Below are 16582 nucleotides of genomic sequence, written 5' to 3'. Positions count from 1 at the left end.
ACAAGCCATAATCCAGTTTAAAAGGAGGAGGTATGGAAGTGCTGGAAAAATTTTTTAAACTGCGCCAGTACAATACCAGTGTGCGTACGGAGGTTATTGCCGGTCTGACCACCTTTATGACCATGGCCTATATCCTGTTCCTCAACCCCAACATTCTGGCCGCCACCGGCATGGACAAAAACGCCGTCTTTTTCGCCACTGCCGTCAGTGCCGGCCTGGTTACCATCGCCATGGGCCTGCTGGTTAATTACCCCATCGCCCTGGCACCCGGCATGGGCCTGAACGCCTATTTTGCCACCGTGGCCGCCCAGCACGTGGGTATGCCCTGGCAGGTGGCCCTGGGTGCGGTATTCATTTCCGGTATCATCTTTATTCTCCTTACCGCCACCCGGATCCGCCAGCTGCTGGTGGTAGCCGTTCCCAATTCCATCAAGCAGGCCATAATTGCCGGCATCGGGCTGTTCATCACCATGCTGGGCCTGAAGATGGCCGAATTCATGGTTATTAAAGCCGGCCCGGTAATCCCGCCCACCATGGAAGCTCTTTCCCGGGAAGGCGGCATCGCCACCCTGCATTTCTTTGAGTGGAACATTTTCCTGGGCAACTTTGCCAACCCGACTGCCCTGCTGGCCCTGATCGGGCTGGTCATAACCGCGCTGCTGATGGCCAAAAGGGTTAAGGGAGCCCTGCTTCTGGGGATTATCCTCACCACCCTCATCGGCATTCCCCTGGGCGTTACCCAGGTACCGGCCAATTTCCAGCCCTTTGCCCTGCCTGACTTTTCCCGCCTGGCGGTGGGCAAGCTAGATCTGGCCGGCGCGTTGAACGTGGGCATCTGGACGGTGGTTTTCACCTTCACTTTTGTCGAGCTGTTCGACACTTTTGGTACCCTGGTCGGTACCGCGGGCAGGGCCGGGCTTCTTGATGAAAACGGCCAGTCCCCCCGTCTGGGCCGGGCCATGATGGTTGATGCCTGCGGGGTGGCTTTCGGTGCCCTCATGGGTACCAGTACCGTTACCGCCTACATTGAAAGCGCGGCCGGTATTTCCGAAGGTGGCCGCACCGGTCTTACGGCCGTAACCACGGGTATTTTATTCCTGCTGGCCCTGATCCTGGCGCCCATTGCCGGCCTGATACCGGGAGCGGCCACCGCCCCGGCGCTGATCATCGTCGGCCTGCTCATGGCCCAGGCCATCAAGGGAATTAACTTTGAAGACTTCACCGAGGGAATGCCGGCCTTCTTGACCATAGTCCTGATGCCCTTTACCGGCAGCATTGCCAACGGTATTGCCGCCGGGATTATCTTTTACACCCTGCTCAAGGTGGTAAGCGGGCGGACCCGGGAAGTGCACTGGCTGATGTGGATCCTCACCGTTCTGGTGCTGGCCCGCTATCTGTTCCTGGCCGAACACTAATTTTGTAGATATGGGGGTGAAACCATGACCAGACCTTTGGTTGGCATCGTTGTGGGCAGCGACTCCGACCTGCCCGTGATGAAAGAGGCCGTGGACATGCTGGAGAAATTCGGCCTGCCCTGTGAAGTGAAAATATCTTCTGCCCACCGGGCGCCGGAGCTCACCGCCGAATACGCCCGCTCGGCAGTAAAACGGGGCCTGGCGGTGATCATCGCTGCTGCCGGTGTGGCCGCCCACCTTCCCGGGGTTATTGCCGCCCAGACTCCTCTGCCCGTCATAGGCGTGCCCATTAAAAGCGGCCCCTTAAACGGGGTGGACGCCCTTTATTCCATAGTCCAGATGCCCCCGGGTATTCCCGTGGCCACGGTAGCCATCAACGGAGCCCGGAATGCGGCTATCCTGGCAGCCCAGATTATCGGCGCCAGCAATCCGGAGGTGCGGGAAAAGGTGCAGCGCTACAAGGAGGAGCTGGCCCGGGCGGTGGAGGAAAAAGCCCGGCGGCTTGAGGAACTGGGTGTGGCCGGTTATCTGGAGCAAATGGGAGGGGCTAAGAGATGATCGAGCGTTACACCCTGCCGGAAATGAAAGCCATCTGGTCTCAGGAAAACAAGTTCCGCAAGTGGCTCGAGGTGGAAATCTATGCCTGCGAAGCCATGGCCGGAATGGGGCTCATCCCGGAGGAAGCCTTCCGGCAAATCCGGGAGCGGGCTCGATTTAACGTCAAGCGGATTGAAGAAATAGAAGCCGTGGTCAACCACGACGTCATTGCCTTTCTCACCTGTGTGGGGGAGTATGTGGGCGATGCAGCCAGGTATATCCACCTGGGCCTCACCTCCTCCGATGTACTGGACACGGCCCTGGCCGTGCTGATGAAGGAAGCCGGCCAGCAGATCTTGAAGCGCCTGGAAGAGCTCCGGGAGGTACTCCTGGAGAAAGCTAAAGAGCACCGCCATACCCTGATGATAGGCCGCACCCATGGCGTGCACGCGGAACCCATTACCTTTGGCCTGAAAATGCTCCTCTGGGTGGCCGAAACGGAGCGGAATATAGAACGCATGAAGCGGGCCATCGATGTTGTCAGCGTGGGCAAAATTTCCGGGGCGGTGGGTACTTATGCCAATGTTGACCCCCGGGTGGAAGCCCATGTCTGCCGCCGCCTGGGCCTGCGCCCGGCCCGGATTTCCACCCAGATCCTTCAGCGGGACCGTCACGCCGAGTTTATGACCACCCTGGCCGTCATCGGCAGCTCCCTGGACAAGTTTGCCACGGAAATTCGCAACCTGCAGCGTACAGATATCCTGGAGGTGGAGGAATACTTTGCCAGGGGACAGAAGGGTTCATCGGCCATGCCCCACAAGCGCAATCCCATCACCGCCGAGCGCATCAGCGGCCTGGCCCGCATCCTGCGGGGTAATGCCCTGGCTGCCCTGGAAAACGTGGCCCTCTGGCATGAGCGGGACATTTCCCATTCTTCGGTGGAACGGGTGATCATTCCCGACAGCACCATCACCCTTGATTATATGCTCCACAAGATGACGGCCATCATGAAGAACCTCCTGGTATACCCGGAGAAAATGCGCCGGAACCTGGAGCGCACCCACGGCCTGCTGTTCTCCCAGCGGGTGCTCCTGGCCCTGGTGGAAAAAGGCCTGTCCCGGGAGCGGGCCTACGAGCTGGTTCAGCGCAACGCCATGCGCTCCTGGCGGGAAGGCGTCAGCTTTAAGGCGCTTTTAATGGAGGATGCGGATATTGCTTCTGTTCTCACCTCCCGGGAAATAGAGTCCCTGTTTAACTATGATTATCACCTGCGTCACGTTGACGACATCTACCGGCGTTTCGGCCTTTAAATTTGCTCAATGGGGAGGATTGGCATGCAAAAGGGAGAATTGCTTTACGAAGGCAAAGCCAAGAAGGTGTACCGCACAGACGATCCCGGTGTCTACCTGGTGGAATATAAGGATGATGCCACCGCCTTCAACGGTTTGAAAAAGGGTGTCATTTCCGGCAAGGGCGAGTTAAATAACAAAATTTCAGCCCACTTCTTTCGCCTTCTGGAAGAGAAGGGAATTGCCACCCATTTTGTGGAGCAGGTGGGCGAGCGCGAAATGCTGGTCCGGGCGCTGGAGATTATCCCGGTGGAAGTGGTGGTCCGCAACATAGCTGCCGGGAGCCTGGCCAGGCGCCTGGGGCTGGACGAGGGTACAGCCCTTCCCCGCCCGGTGGTGGAGTATTACTATAAAAGTGATGAACTGGGCGATCCCATGATAAATGACGATCACATTGCCGTGCTCAACCTGGCCACCGGGGAAGAAATGAGCGCCATTAAAAAAGTAGCCCTGTCGGTCAACGAAATCCTGCGCTCATACCTGACTCCGCGCAACCTGGAACTGGTGGACTTTAAACTGGAATTTGGCCGCCATGAAGGAAAAATTCTCCTGGGAGATGAAATTTCTCCGGATACCTGCCGTTTCTGGGATGCCCGGACAAAGGAAAAGCTGGATAAGGATCGTTTCCGCCGGGATCTGGGCGGTGTTGAGGAGGCCTATCAGGAAGTTTGGCGTCGGCTGGTTGGTTAAACCGGCCGGCCGCAAAAACGGGGGGAGGGAGAACGGTGCGAACCGCAGGAATGTGGTGGAAGGACAAACCAAAGGAAGAATGCGGTGTTTTCGGGATCTACGCCCCCGGAAAGGATGTGGCCCGCCTCACTTATTATGGATTATATGCCCTGCAACACCGCGGGCAGGAAAGCGCCGGCATGGCCGTAAGTGACGGCAGGCAGCTGCGGCTGCACAAGGCCATGGGGCTGGTGCCGGAGGTGTTTCAGCAAAGGGATCTGAATGAATTGAAGGGCCATATAGCCATCGGCCATGTGCGTTATTCGACCACGGGTTCCAGTTCACCTATAAATGCCCAGCCCCTGGTTTTCAGCTATGCCGGGGGCATGCTGGGCCTGGCCCACAACGGTAACCTGACCAATGTCGGTGAATTAAGGGCCAGGCTGGCTTCCACGGGTTCTGTTTTTCAGACCTCCACCGACAGCGAGGTTATTGTCAATCTCCTTGCCCGTTACGGCCAGGCCAGTCTGGTTGATGCCATCATGAAATGCATGATCGACCTCAAGGGGGCCTATTCCCTGGTCATCCTCACCGGCGATAAACTCCTGGCAGTGCGGGATCCCCACGGTTTTCGCCCCCTTTGCCTGGGTACCCTCCCCGGCGGAGGCCATGTGGTGGCCTCGGAATCCTGCGCCCTGGATACCGTGGGCGCCCGCTGGGTCCGGGATGTGGCCCCGGGGGAAATAGTGATCATTGATGAAAACGGGCTGGCCAGCCTGCAGGGAGTGCTTCCCCGCCGGCGGGCCCACTGTATATTTGAATATATTTATTTTGCCCGGGCCGACAGCCTGATGGACGGCTTCAACGTCAACCGGGTGCGCCGGGAGATGGGACGACAGCTGGCCCGGGAATATGCCATAGATGCCGACCTGGTCATCCCCGTTCCGGACTCGGGAATAGCCGCTGCCCGGGGTTATGCTGAAGCCTCGGGGATACCCTTTGAAGAGGGGTTGATGAAAAACCGCTATATCGGACGGACCTTCATTCAGCCCACCCAGGACCTGCGGGACCTGGGAGTAAGGCTCAAGCTCAACCCCATCCGGGAAGTGCTGGCCGGCAAGAGGGTGATCATGGTGGACGATTCCCTGGTCAGGGGCACAACCAGCAGCAAGCTGATCGCCATGCTGAGGGACTGCGGGGTGAAAGAGGTGCACCTGTGCCTTTCTTCTCCTCCCGTGGTGCACTCCTGCCACTACGGCATTGACACCTCCAACGAAGAGGAACTGGTTGCTGCCCGCATGCCGCTGGAAGAGATTCGTCGCCTGATCAATGCCGATGGTCTTTATTACCTGAGTATTGAAGGCCTTCTCTCCGTTTTTGGTGAACGCCGCGACAACTTTTGTACTGCCTGTTTTACCGGAGATTACCCGGTAGCCGTAACGCAGCCCGGAAAAGCGGGAAAATTCAGCCTGGAATAGGAGGCGAGGCGCTGTGTCCCCGGAAAAGAAGCAGGGGCTTACCTACGCCGAAGCGGGAGTGGATATCGCCGCCGGTAACCGGGCGGTGGAATTGATGAGGGAGAGCGTGCGCAGCACCTTCCGCCCGGAAGTGCTTGCGGAAATCGGGGGATTCGGAGGGCTCTTTGCCCTGGACACCACCCGCTACCGCCACCCGGTTCTGGTATCCGGCGCCGATGGGGTGGGCACCAAGCTGAAAATTGCCATGCTCATGGACCGTCATGACACCATTGGCATAGATGCCGTGGCCATGTGCGTCAACGATATCCTGGTCCAGGGAGCCGAACCTCTGTTCTTTCTGGATTACCTGGCCGTGGGCAGGCTCGTACCTGAAAAGGTGGCGGCTATTGTGTCCGGGGTGGCCGAGGGCTGCCGGCAGGCCGGTTGTGCTCTGATCGGCGGGGAAACAGCGGAAATGCCCGGCTTTTACGCTCCCGGGGAGTATGACCTGGCGGGGTTCGCCGTGGGAGTGGTGGAAAGGGAGCGCATTATCGACGGCTCTTCCATCCGCCCCGGCGACCGGCTGATCGGCCTTCCTTCTTCCGGGCTGCACAGCAACGGTTATTCCCTGGCCCGGCGGGTGCTGCTGGAGGTGGCCGGGTACGGCGTGGAAACCTACCACGAGGATCTGGGGCGCACGGTGGGCGAGGAAATGCTGGAACCCACCCGTATTTACGTTCGCACGGTGCTGCCGCTGCTGGAACAGTTCGACATCCGGGGGATGGCCCATATAACCGGTGGTGGTCTTACCGAAAACATACCCCGCATCCTGCCCCGGGGTACAGCGGCGGTTGTGGAGCGCCGGTCCTGGCCCGTACCCCCGGTATTCTCCCTCATCCAGTCCATCGGACGGGTAGCGGAGGAAGAAATGCTGCGTACCTTCAATATGGGCCTGGGTCTGGTGATGGTTGTACCGGAGGAGCAGGCCGGTGCTCTGCTGAGATATCTGTCGCAAAGGGGTGAAAAAGCCTACCTTGTGGGTGAAATAGCCGGGGGCGAGCGGGAAGTAAAATATGTTTGAGTCGGGGGGAGGTATATGAAAAAATTGCGTTTGGGCGTCCTGGCTTCAGGAAGGGGTTCCAATCTCCAGGCCATCCTGGACGCCATTGACGCCGGGCAGCTGGCGGCCGAGGTGGTGGTGGTGATCAGTGACAACGGGGAGGCCAGGGCCCTGGAACGGGCCCGTCTCCGCGGCATACCGGCCATTCATATTAACCCGGCCCAATTTCCTGATAAACATACTTATGAGGAAGCCATTGTGGACACGCTAAAAAAACACCAGGTTGAACTTGTCTGCCTGGCCGGGTACATGCGCCTGGTGGGCAGGGTAATGCTGGAGTCATTCCCCAACCGGATTATGAACATTCACCCGTCCCTTTTACCGGCTTTTCCCGGGCTGCACGCCCAGCAGCGCGCCCTGGAATACGGTGTCCGGTACAGCGGCTGTACGGTGCACTTTGTAGATGAAGGGATGGATACCGGCCCCATCATCCTGCAGGCCGTGGTTCCGGTTTTACCCGGCGATACCCCCGAGACTCTGGCCGACCGTATTCTGGAGCAGGAGCATCGCATTTATCCCGAAGCCATAGCTTTATTTGCCGCTGGCCGGCTGGAATTGAGGGGCAAGCGGGTGTATATTAAGGAATCGTGAAGGAGGTTCAATATGCGTGCCCTGATCAGCGTCTCGGATAAAACAGGGGTGGTGGATTTTGCCCGGGGACTTGTCGAACTGGGGGTGGAAATCGTTTCCACCGGGGGAACCGCCCGGACCCTGAAAGAAGCCGGTTTGCCTGTAACCTATATCTCTGAAGTGACCGGTTTTCCGGAGATTTTGGACGGCCGGGTGAAAACACTGCACCCCGCCGTTCACGGGGGTATCCTGGCCCTGCGTACCCCGGAACACCTGAACCAGTTGGAGGCTCATCACATTACGCCCATTGATATAGTAGCCGTCAACCTGTACCCGTTCAGGGAAACCATTGCCCGTCCCGGAGTAACCCTGGAGGAAGCCATTGAAAACATCGATATCGGCGGACCGGCCATGGTCCGGGCAGCAGCAAAGAACCACCGTTACGTGCTGGTGGTGGTTAACCCGGCCCGTTACCCCCAGGTGCTCAAAGCCCTGGCAGAGGGAAATATCAGTCCGGAGCTGCGCCTGGAACTGGCCCGGGAGGCTTTTGCCCATACTGCGGCTTACGATAGCGCCATTGCTGCTTACCTGCAGAAGCAAAGCCAGGGGGATGAGCCCTTCCCGCCGGCCTGGCACATGTCCGTTGAGCTGGTTCAGCCCCTGCGTTACGGGGAAAACCCCCACCAGAAAGCCGCCTTTTACCGTGATCCCACTGTTACCGGCCCCTGTGTGGCCAATGCCGTACAACTCTCCGGTAAGGAACTTTCCTTTAATAACATCCTTGACCTCAATGCCGCGCTGGAACTGGTGCGTGAATTCATCGATCCCTCCGTGGTAATTATCAAGCACAACAACCCTTGCGGGGCGGCCAGTGCTGATGAGCTGGCCACAGCCTACCGCCTGGCCTATGAAGGCGACCCCGTATCTGCCTTTGGTGGCATTGTGGCCTGCAACCGTACGGTGGATGAGGAAACGGCCAGGCAGATGGCCTCCATATTCCTGGAAGCCATAATTGCTCCTGATTTCACCCCGGAAGCCCTGGATATTCTGGCCCGGAAGGCCAACCTGCGCCTTTTGAAAACCGGCCCTCTAACCGGGCCTTCCAGCGACCGGCTGGATATCCGCAAGGTTAACGGCGGGTTACTCATTCAGGAGGCCGATCTGGAACTCACCCGCCCCGATGAGGTCCGGGTGGTTACGGAAAAACAGCCCACCGCGGAGCAACTGGCCGAAATGGCCTTCGCTATGGCCGTGGTTAAACATGTCAAGTCCAATGCTATAGTAATTACCAAGAACCGCCAGCTTATCGGTGTGGGAGCGGGGCAGATGAACCGGGTGGGAGCGGCCCGGATTGCCCTGGAACAGGCGGGCGAGAAAGCCAGGGGTGCGGTACTGGCCTCCGACGCCTTTTTCCCCTTCCGGGATACGGTGGACGAGGCGGCTAAAGCCGGGATTGCAGCCATTGTTCAACCCGGAGGTTCCGTAAGGGATGAGGAATCCATCGCCGCCTGCAATGAGCACGGTATTGCCATGGTTTTCACCGGTATGCGTCACTTCAAACACTAGTGCCAAATGGGGGGACTGGATACATGAAAGTGCTGGTGGTGGGCGGCGGCGGCCGGGAGCACGCCCTGGTGTGGAAATTAAGACAAAGCCCCCGCGTGAAGGAGATTTACTGTGCCCCGGGCAACGCCGGCATTGCTTCCCTGGCCCGCTGCGTGCCCATCGGGGCGGAGGACATCCCCGCCCTGGTGGCTTTTGCCAGGGAGGAAAAAATTGACCTGACGGTGGTGGGACCGGAAGGTCCCCTGGCCCGGGGCATTGTGGATTCCTTTAACCGGGCAGGACTGGCCATTTTCGGCCCTACCGCCCGTGCCGCTGCCATCGAAAGCAGCAAGGTGCTGGCCAAGGAAATCATGGCCAGGTATGGTATTCCCACGGCACGTTTTGCCACCTTCACCGATCCCGGGGAGGCGGCTGGCTATATCAGGCAGCTAAACGCTCCCTGTGTGGTCAAAGCTGACGGGCTGGCTGCGGGTAAGGGAGTAATTGTCTGCCAGACGGTGGAAGAAGCCCTGCAAGCGGTAAAAGAAATTATGGTGGAGGGTGCCTTTGGTGATGCCGGCAGGCAGGTGGTGGTGGAGGAATACCTTACCGGCCAGGAGGTAAGCGTTCTCGCTTTTACCGATGGGGAAGCAGTCCTTCCCCTGCTGCCTGCCCAGGATCACAAGCAGGTATACGACGGCGACCGGGGTCCCAATACCGGCGGTATGGGTGCCTATGCTCCTGCTCCCGTCTTAACGCCGGAAAATTACCGGGTTGTCCTGGAGGATATCCTCGCCCCTGCGGTAAGGGCTCTGGCTGCCGAAGGGCGGCCTTACCGGGGGGTGCTTTACGCAGGGCTAATGGTCACCGGCGAAGGTCCCAAAGTCCTGGAATTCAATGCCCGTTTTGGTGACCCGGAAGCCCAGCCCCTGCTCATGCTTTTGGAAACCGACCTGGTAGAAATTATGGAAGCCGTGCTGTCGGGAAACCTGGCTGGTAAGGAAATTCGCTGGCGGCCGGGCTCGGCTGTGTGCGTGGTGCTGGCTTCAGGAGGTTACCCCGGCACTTACCGCAAGGGTTATCCCATCTTCGGCCTGGAACAGGTGCCTCCGGATGTAGTGGTCTTTCATGCCGGCACAGCCCTGGAGGATGGACGGGTGGTTACCGCCGGCGGCCGGGTTATGGGGGTAACCGCTGCGGGGGAAACCCTGCCCGAGGCTATTGAGAAGGCCTATGCCGCTGTGGAAAAAATACATTTTGAAGGTATGCACTACCGCAGGGATATCGGGCACAAAGCCCTGGGGTTACGGGCGTAGCTCCTGTAATATTAAAGTGCTGCAACTTTGAGGTAAATGACCGGCTCTATTTGAGTTTTCAGGGGTACCGAAGGATGAAGGTGCCCCTTTAATTTTGTAAAGAAGAAAAGGATTTTTTCCCCGCCTGTCGAAGTCCACTGGAAAGAACCCTGTTCCCTTTGGGAATAATCTGAATGAGACCAGGGGGAGTGGCCAATGGCATATACGGGTAAACTGAAGGACCCGTCACTGGACGAGTTATTTCAAGCGATCCTTACACTACGGGATGTGGATGAATGCTACCAGTTTTTCGAGGATATTTGCACCGTTGCCGAACTTAAAGCCATGGCCCAGCGCCTGGCCGTAGCCAAGATGCTGCAGGAAAACCGTACCTATACGGAAATCGCCGCTCAAACAGGAGCCAGCACGGCCACCATCAGCCGGGTTAAGCGTTGCCTGAATTACGGAGCCGACGGTTATAAACTGGTTCTGGCCCGGCTGGCCGGTGGGGATCAGAACAGGCAGAAATAAGTATTGACATAAAGGCCCCGTAAATTTATTATGATATCATAATAACAATTTAACTAGTTAAAGCAGTGGAGTTAGATAGACTCCGGGCAGGTTAAAAGGAGGACTGGCGGTTGATTAAAATTTTTTCTGCTGACGATCCGGCTCTGGAACAGCACCTGACCCGTCATCCGGCCGGTCAGGAAGAAGCTGCTGCCAGGGTAAGGGAGATCCTTTCCGGGGTACGGGAGAGCGGGGACCAGGCTCTCTGCCGCTATACGGCCCTTTTTGATGGGGTTACCCTTACTCCCGGGGAACTTAAAGTTAAACCGGAAGAAATTCAGGAGGCCAAAGACCGGGTTGAAGAAAGCTTTTTAGAGGATCTGGCGGTAGCTGCGAGAAATATCACTGCATACCACCGGCGCCAGCTAAGCGGTTCCTGGATGGAGCCGGATGCGGGAGGGCTTCTGGTGGGCCAGCTTGTTCGGCCCCTGTCCCGGGTAGGGATCTACGTGCCTGGAGGTACGGCGGCCTACCCTTCTTCGGTATTAATGAATGCCCTTCCCGCGCGGGTGGCCGGTGTTAAAGAAATTGTGATGGTTACACCCCCCAACCGCGAGGGGAAAATCAGCCCGTATATCCTGGCAGCGGCCAGTGTGGCAGGAGTAACGGAAATTTACAGGGTGGGCGGGGCACAGGCCATTGCCGCCCTGGCCTATGGGACACAAACCATCCGGCCCGTGGACAAAATCGTCGGTCCGGGGAACCTTTATGTTACCCTGGCCAAGCAGCAGGTTTTCGGCCTGGTGGACATAGATATGCTGGCAGGGCCAAGTGAAGTGCTGGTAATTGCTGACGATACGGCTGATCCCCGCTATGTAGCCGCAGATATGCTTTCCCAGGCCGAACACGATACCCTGGCCCGGGCCATGCTTCTCACCCCGGACCAGCGGCTGGCACAATCCGTCAGGGAGGAACTGGAGCGCCAGCTCGGCGTTCTGCCGCGGCGGGAAATTGCCGCCAGTTCCCTGGCCAGTCACGGGGCTATTATTTTGACCCGGGACATTGCCCAGGCCGTTGACCTGGCCAATAGCATTGCCCCGGAACACCTGGAACTGATGGTAAGGGAGCCCTTTTCCTGGCTGGGATGCATTACTTCTGCGGGAGCGGTTTTCCTGGGGACCTATGCTTCAGAGCCGCTGGGAGATTATCTGGCCGGCCCCAGCCATGTTCTGCCCACAGGAGGTACCGCCCGTTTTTACTCCCCCCTGGGGGTGGACGCCTTTTTAAAAAGGATCAGCGTCATTTCCTGCTCCCGGGACGCATTCCTGAAAATGGCCCCCAGCGTTATCCGCCTGGCCCGGGTGGAAGGACTGGATGCCCATGCCAGGGCCATAGAAGTGAGGTTGGGCGGGGCCTGCCGGGGGAGTGAGAACAATGAATGACGTCTTTAATCCCGCCTTGCTGGTACGTCCGGACCTGGAAGGGCTGGTGCCCTATGAAGTACACATCCACCATAATGTAATTAAACTGGATGCCAATGAGAACCCCTATGATTTTCCGCCAACTGTCCGGGAGGAAATCGGGCGGGAACTGGTGAACCTTACCCTGACCCGTTACCCCGATCCCCTGGCCGGCGAACTGGTGGCCCGGCTCTCCGCATACACCGGTGTACCGGCCGAAGGCATCCTGGCAGGTAACGGCTCCGATGAATTAATCCTTACGTTGCTTTTAACTTTTGGTACTGGAGGCCGGGTGATTATCACCCCTCCCACCTTTTCCATGTACGGGGTACACGCCCGGATAGCAGGGGCCAGGCCGGTTGACGTACCCCGCAGGGAGAATTTTGCCCTGGACGTGCCGGCTATTATCGCCGCGGCCGGGCATCCTGAAACCAGGGTCATCTTCCTGTGCTCTCCCAACAACCCCACCGGGAACGCCACCCCGCTGGAAGAGGTGGCTGAAATACTGAAGAACACCCGTGCCCTGGTGGTGGTGGACGAGGCTTACCAGGAATTTGGCGGGAAAAGCAGCATACCCCTTTTGCGGGAATACCCCAACCTGGTGGTTCTGCGCACCTTTTCCAAAGCCTTCGGGTTGGCCGGCCTGCGGGTTGGTTATTTGCTGGCCGATCCGGCAGTAATTAAACAGTTGCTGCGCACCAAACAGCCTTTCAATTTGAACTCTTTTTCCCAGCTGGCTGCCTGTAAGGTCATGGAGCACCGGGAAGAATTTAACCGGCTGGTCGGGCAGATTCGGCAGGACCGGGAGGAATTGTACCGGGAAATGGCTGCCCTGCCCGGGGTCGAGGTTTATCCCAGCGCAGCCAATTTTATCCTTTTTCGCACCCTGCGGCCAGCTGAGCAGGTATACCAGGAACTGCTGGCGAACGGTATATTAATTCGCAATGTACATGGACCCGGGGTGGAACAATGCCTGCGGGTAACTGTTGGAAAAAAGGATGAAAACCGGCTATTCCTGGAAAAGCTAAAAATGATTTTGGGGTTGCAGGAGGTGGGAGAAAATAAATTTGCAGCAGAGAGTGGCCGGGGTTAAGCGCCGCACCGGAGAGACGGAAATCCAGGTTCGGCTGAACCTGGATGGTCAGGGCATTTACCGGGTAAAAACGGGGGTTGGTTTTCTTGACCACATGCTCTGCCTGTTCACCCGGCATGCCGGCTTTGACCTGGAGCTGGAGGCCAGGGGGGATCTGGAAGTGGATGCCCATCATACGGTGGAAGATACGGCCATCTGCCTGGGGCGGGCATTAAAGGAGGCCCTGGGTAATAAAGAAGGCATCAGCCGTTACGGGCACGCCCTTTTACCCATGGATGAGGCCCTGGTGCTCCTGGCAGTGGACTTGAGCGGCCGGGGCTATCTGGCCTGTGAAGTTTCCCTGCCTTCACCCAGGGTGGGAGATTTTGATACGGAGCTGGTGGAAGAATTCCTGCGGGCCCTGGCCATGAACGGGGAATTTACCCTGCATGTGCGCCTCCTGGCCGGCCGGAACACCCATCATATTATTGAAGCCATTTTTAAGGCCCTGGGCCGGGCATTGAAAGCTGCCGTCGCCCTGGACCCCCGGATGGCAGGAGTGCCTTCCACGAAAGGGTTGCTGTAGGGTAATGGCGGGGGAGGAGTAAAGTTTTGATTGCTATTATTGATTATGGAATGGGAAACCTGCGGAGCGTGCAGAAAGCTTTTGAAAAAGTAGGTTACAGGGCTGAGGTGGTACAGGAACCAGGCCGGGTGGGACAGGCCCGGGGGATAGTCCTGCCGGGCGTGGGGGCTTTCCGGGACGCCATGGAAAATCTTAAAGCTGCCGGCCTGGACCGGGCAGTTAAAGAGGCGGTTGCTGCGGGTAAGCCTTTTCTGGGTATATGCCTGGGGCTGCAGCTCCTGTTTGAAATAAGTGAGGAATTTGGCTCAACGCCGGGGCTGGGTATTTTCCCCGGCTGGGTACGCCGCCTCCGCTGGGGAGTTAAAATTCCCCATATGGGGTGGAACAGCGTATATTTTCAAAAGGAGACTCCCTTAACACGGGGGATTTCCGATGGGGCGCAATTTTATTTCGTACATTCATATTATGTGGACCCGGGGGAACAGGACCTGGTGGCGGGGGTAACTACCTATGGGCAGCCCTTTACCTCCATGGTCAATCGGGGTAACGTTTTTGGCATCCAGTTTCACCCGGAAAAGAGCAGCACCCTGGGGCTAAAAATTTTGCAAAACTTTGGGGAGTTGGTGGCCAAATGTTGATTATCCCGGCAATTGACCTGCGGGCAGGCAAATGTGTACGACTGGTTGAGGGGCGGCTGGACAGGGAAACGGTGTACTCCGATGATCCCGTTGCTGTAGCCCGTCTCTGGGAGGATCAGGGGGCCCGCTGGCTGCATGTGGTGGACCTGGATGGGGCTTTCACCGGGGAGCCCAAAAACTGGGAAATGATCCGGGGTATCCTTTCAGCTGTGCGCATACCCGTGCAGGTGGGGGGAGGCATCCGGGACATGAAGGTAATCGAGCAATTGCTGGAAATGGGGGCTGCCCGCGTCATCCTGGGCACGGTGGCAATTATCAATCCCGGCCTGGTGGCGGAAGCCTGCAGCCGGTACGGGGAGTCCATCGTGGTAGGTATCGATGCCCGCAACGGCAAGGTGGCTATTGAAGGTTGGGGAGTCACGGCAGAAAAGAATGCCCTGGACCTGGCCAGCGAGATGAAAGGCCTGGGAATCAAACGGGTAGTATTTACCGATATCTGGCGGGACGGGACGCTTAAAGGCCCGAACCTGGCCGTAGTAGAAGAAGTAGCCCGGTCCACGCAATTGAAAATTATTGCTTCCGGCGGGGTTTCCAGCCTTTCCGATCTGCGGGCACTAAAAGCTATGGAGCCTCTAGGGGTGGAAGCGGTAATCATCGGCAAGGCTCTCTACCAGGGTGCCATTAATTTACGGGATGCCCTGGAAATTACCAGTGAAGAATTGGAGGGGCAGGTGTGTTGACCAAGCGTATTATTCCCTGCCTGGATGTAACCGATGGCCGGGTAGTGAAAGGAACCAACTTTATAAACCTGCGGGATGCCGGGGATCCCGTCGAGCTGGCCGCCTTTTACGATCGGGAGGGGGCCGACGAGCTGGTCTTTCTGGATATCACAGCTTCAGCCCAGGGCCGTAAAACGGTTCTGGATATGGTATACCGTACGGCGGGGGAGGTATTCATCCCATTCACCGTGGGAGGAGGAATAAGCTCCCTGGAGGATATCCGTTCCATTTTATCTGCTGGAGCGGACAAGGTGTCCATCAACACCGCGGCGGTAAAAAACCCCCGTCTGGTTGCGGATGCGGCCCAGAAATTCGGCAGCCAGTGCATTGTGGTGGCCATTGATGCCCGCCAGGTGGCACCGGGTAAATGGGAAGTGTACATTCACGGCGGGCGCACACCCACCGGCATTGATGCCGTGGAGTGGGCCCGGCAGGTAGAAGGATTGGGTGCGGGGGAGATCCTGCTTACCAGTATGGATAGGGATGGTACAAAAGACGGTTATGACCTGGAGTTAACCCGCGCTGTGGCCAGGGCAGTAAATATTCCGGTAATAGCTTCCGGTGGAGCGGGTACTCTGGAGCATATTGCCGAGGTGCTGACTGCCGGTGAGGCCGATGCTGCCCTGGCGGCTTCCATTTTCCACTTTGGCCAGTATTCCATCCGGCAGGTGAAGGAATATCTTAAAGAGAAGGGAGTACCCGTGCGACTGACTTGATCGGGGTACACTATGATGAAAGAGGACAGGAGGAAAAACAATGACCTTTGATCCGGGGTGCTTGAAGTATGATCGCAATGGTTTAATTCCGGCCATCATTCAGGACGGCAGTACCGGTACCGTGCTGATGATGGCCTATATGAACAGGGAAGCGCTGGAAAAAACCATGGCCACCGGCGAAACCTGGTTCTGGAGCAGGAGCCGGCAAAAATTATGGCATAAGGGAGAAACGTCGGGGAACGTGCAGAAAGTTCAGGAGATAACCTATGACTGCGACCGGGATACTCTTCTGGTCAAGGTCAAACAAACAGGAGCCGCCTGCCACGAAGGTTATTACACCTGCTTCCACTACCGCCTGAATCCGCAGACAGGACAGGTGGAAGTGATAGGAGAACGGCAGTTTGACCCGGAGGAGGTATACGGCCTGGGAACCCGGCCGGAGGCTGACCTTTCGGAGTCGGGACAGGGCGGCAGCCCGTCTCCTGTTGCCCTGGAAAAGGAATCACAGGACGACTCTGAAGAGGGCAAGGAAAATCAAACAGCAGTTGATGCCCGGATTCTGGAAGAATTGTACCGGGTAATTAAAGAACGGCAGGAGAAACGCCCCCCCGGTTCCTATACCGCCAAACTATTTAACAAGGGCCTGGATAAAATGCTCGAAAAACTGGGAGAAGAAACCACCGAGCTGATCATAGAGGCCAAAAACCGGGACAGGGAAGAGGTTATTGAGGAAAGCGCCGATGTTCTCTACCACTTGCTGGTGGTCCTGGCCGAGCAGGGGATAACGCCGGCGGAGGTTTTTGCCGAGCTGGCCGGGCGGCGGAAGGATGATTAATTGGATAAGGTTTGGTTTTGTTGCTGGTA

17 protein-coding genes are annotated in these 16582 nt (G+C 57.6%); all 17 read left to right on the top strand.

Annotation, left to right across the window (positions count from 1 at the left end; all coding sequences use genetic code 11):
• Positions 1-38: 38 nt before the first annotated feature.
• The 17 genes from BR83_RS0106590 (at position 39) to hisI (ending at position 16553) form a co-directional block, all read left to right on the top strand.
• Positions 39-1415 (top strand): NCS2 family permease, encoded by a 1377-nt coding sequence (locus BR83_RS0106590; protein ID WP_027356417.1) that lies wholly within the window; start codon positions 39-41, stop codon positions 1413-1415.
• A 24-nt stretch (positions 1416-1439) separates the two neighbouring features.
• On the top strand, positions 1440-1973 hold the full coding sequence (gene purE, locus BR83_RS0106585; RefSeq protein ID WP_027356416.1) for a 5-(carboxyamino)imidazole ribonucleotide mutase: 534 nt from the start codon (positions 1440-1442) through the stop codon (positions 1971-1973).
• Positions 1970-3262 (top strand): adenylosuccinate lyase, encoded by a 1293-nt coding sequence (gene purB, locus BR83_RS0106580; protein WP_027356415.1) that lies wholly within the window; start codon positions 1970-1972, stop codon positions 3260-3262. The genes purE and purB overlap by 4 nt, the downstream gene beginning before the upstream one ends.
• A 24-nt stretch (positions 3263-3286) precedes the next feature.
• Positions 3287-3991, top strand: coding sequence for a phosphoribosylaminoimidazolesuccinocarboxamide synthase (gene purC / locus BR83_RS0106575; RefSeq protein ID WP_027356414.1), 705 nt, complete (start codon positions 3287-3289; stop codon positions 3989-3991).
• A gap of 50 nt (positions 3992-4041) precedes the next feature.
• Complete coding sequence (gene purF, locus BR83_RS0106570) at positions 4042-5448, top strand: amidophosphoribosyltransferase (protein ID WP_034634643.1); 1407 nt, start codon at positions 4042-4044, stop codon at positions 5446-5448.
• 13 nt (positions 5449-5461) lie between these two features.
• Positions 5462-6508 carry a phosphoribosylformylglycinamidine cyclo-ligase gene (purM, locus tag BR83_RS0106565; protein WP_027356412.1) on the top strand — a complete coding sequence of 349 codons (1047 nt, stop codon included), beginning with the start codon at positions 5462-5464 and terminating at the stop codon, positions 6506-6508.
• Positions 6509-6523: 15 nt separating this feature from the next.
• Positions 6524-7138, top strand: a complete 615-nt coding sequence (gene purN / locus BR83_RS0106560) for a phosphoribosylglycinamide formyltransferase (protein ID WP_027356411.1) — start codon at positions 6524-6526, stop codon at positions 7136-7138.
• Positions 7139-7150: 12 nt separating this feature from the next.
• Positions 7151-8683, top strand: coding sequence for a bifunctional phosphoribosylaminoimidazolecarboxamide formyltransferase/IMP cyclohydrolase (gene purH / locus BR83_RS0106555; RefSeq protein ID WP_027356410.1), 1533 nt, complete (start codon positions 7151-7153; stop codon positions 8681-8683).
• A 23-nt stretch (positions 8684-8706) separates the two neighbouring features.
• Positions 8707-9978, top strand: a complete 1272-nt coding sequence (gene purD / locus BR83_RS0106550) for a phosphoribosylamine--glycine ligase (RefSeq protein ID WP_027356409.1) — start codon at positions 8707-8709, stop codon at positions 9976-9978.
• Positions 9979-10173: 195 nt separating this feature from the next.
• Positions 10174-10488 carry a YerC/YecD family TrpR-related protein gene (locus BR83_RS0106545; RefSeq protein WP_027356408.1) on the top strand — a complete coding sequence of 105 codons (315 nt, stop codon included), beginning with the start codon at positions 10174-10176 and terminating at the stop codon, positions 10486-10488.
• 110 nt (positions 10489-10598) lie between these two features.
• Positions 10599-11909, top strand: coding sequence for a histidinol dehydrogenase (hisD, locus tag BR83_RS0106540; protein ID WP_027356407.1), 1311 nt, complete (start codon positions 10599-10601; stop codon positions 11907-11909).
• On the top strand, positions 11902-13020 hold the full coding sequence (gene hisC / locus BR83_RS0106535) for a histidinol-phosphate transaminase (protein WP_027356406.1): 1119 nt from the start codon (positions 11902-11904) through the stop codon (positions 13018-13020). Before hisD ends, hisC begins: the two co-directional genes overlap by 8 nt.
• Positions 12995-13585 carry an imidazoleglycerol-phosphate dehydratase HisB gene (gene hisB, locus BR83_RS0106530; RefSeq protein ID WP_027356405.1) on the top strand — a complete coding sequence of 197 codons (591 nt, stop codon included), beginning with the start codon at positions 12995-12997 and terminating at the stop codon, positions 13583-13585. Before hisC ends, hisB begins: the two co-directional genes overlap by 26 nt.
• Positions 13586-13611: 26 nt before the next feature.
• Positions 13612-14223 carry an imidazole glycerol phosphate synthase subunit HisH gene (gene hisH, locus BR83_RS0106525; protein ID WP_027356404.1) on the top strand — a complete coding sequence of 204 codons (612 nt, stop codon included), beginning with the start codon at positions 13612-13614 and terminating at the stop codon, positions 14221-14223.
• A complete protein-coding gene (hisA, locus tag BR83_RS0106520; RefSeq protein WP_027356403.1) occupies positions 14217-14963 on the top strand; it encodes a 1-(5-phosphoribosyl)-5-[(5-phosphoribosylamino)methylideneamino]imidazole-4-carboxamide isomerase in 747 nt (248 codons plus the stop codon). The genes hisH and hisA overlap by 7 nt, the downstream gene beginning before the upstream one ends.
• Positions 14957-15718, top strand: a complete 762-nt coding sequence (gene hisF, locus BR83_RS0106515; RefSeq protein WP_027356402.1) for an imidazole glycerol phosphate synthase subunit HisF — start codon at positions 14957-14959, stop codon at positions 15716-15718. The genes hisA and hisF overlap by 7 nt, the downstream gene beginning before the upstream one ends.
• Positions 15719-15758: 40 nt before the next feature.
• Positions 15759-16553, top strand: a complete 795-nt coding sequence (gene hisI, locus BR83_RS0106510; protein ID WP_027356401.1) for a phosphoribosyl-AMP cyclohydrolase — start codon at positions 15759-15761, stop codon at positions 16551-16553.
• The last annotated feature ends 29 nt before the right edge of the window (positions 16554-16582 follow it).

This window comes from Desulfofundulus thermocisternus DSM 10259 (assembly GCF_000686645.1).
GTDB lineage: Bacteria > Bacillota > Desulfotomaculia > Desulfotomaculales > Desulfovirgulaceae > Desulfofundulus > Desulfofundulus australicus.
Note: the sequence above shows the minus strand (reverse complement) of the source record. Positions and strands in the feature narration are given on the sequence as shown.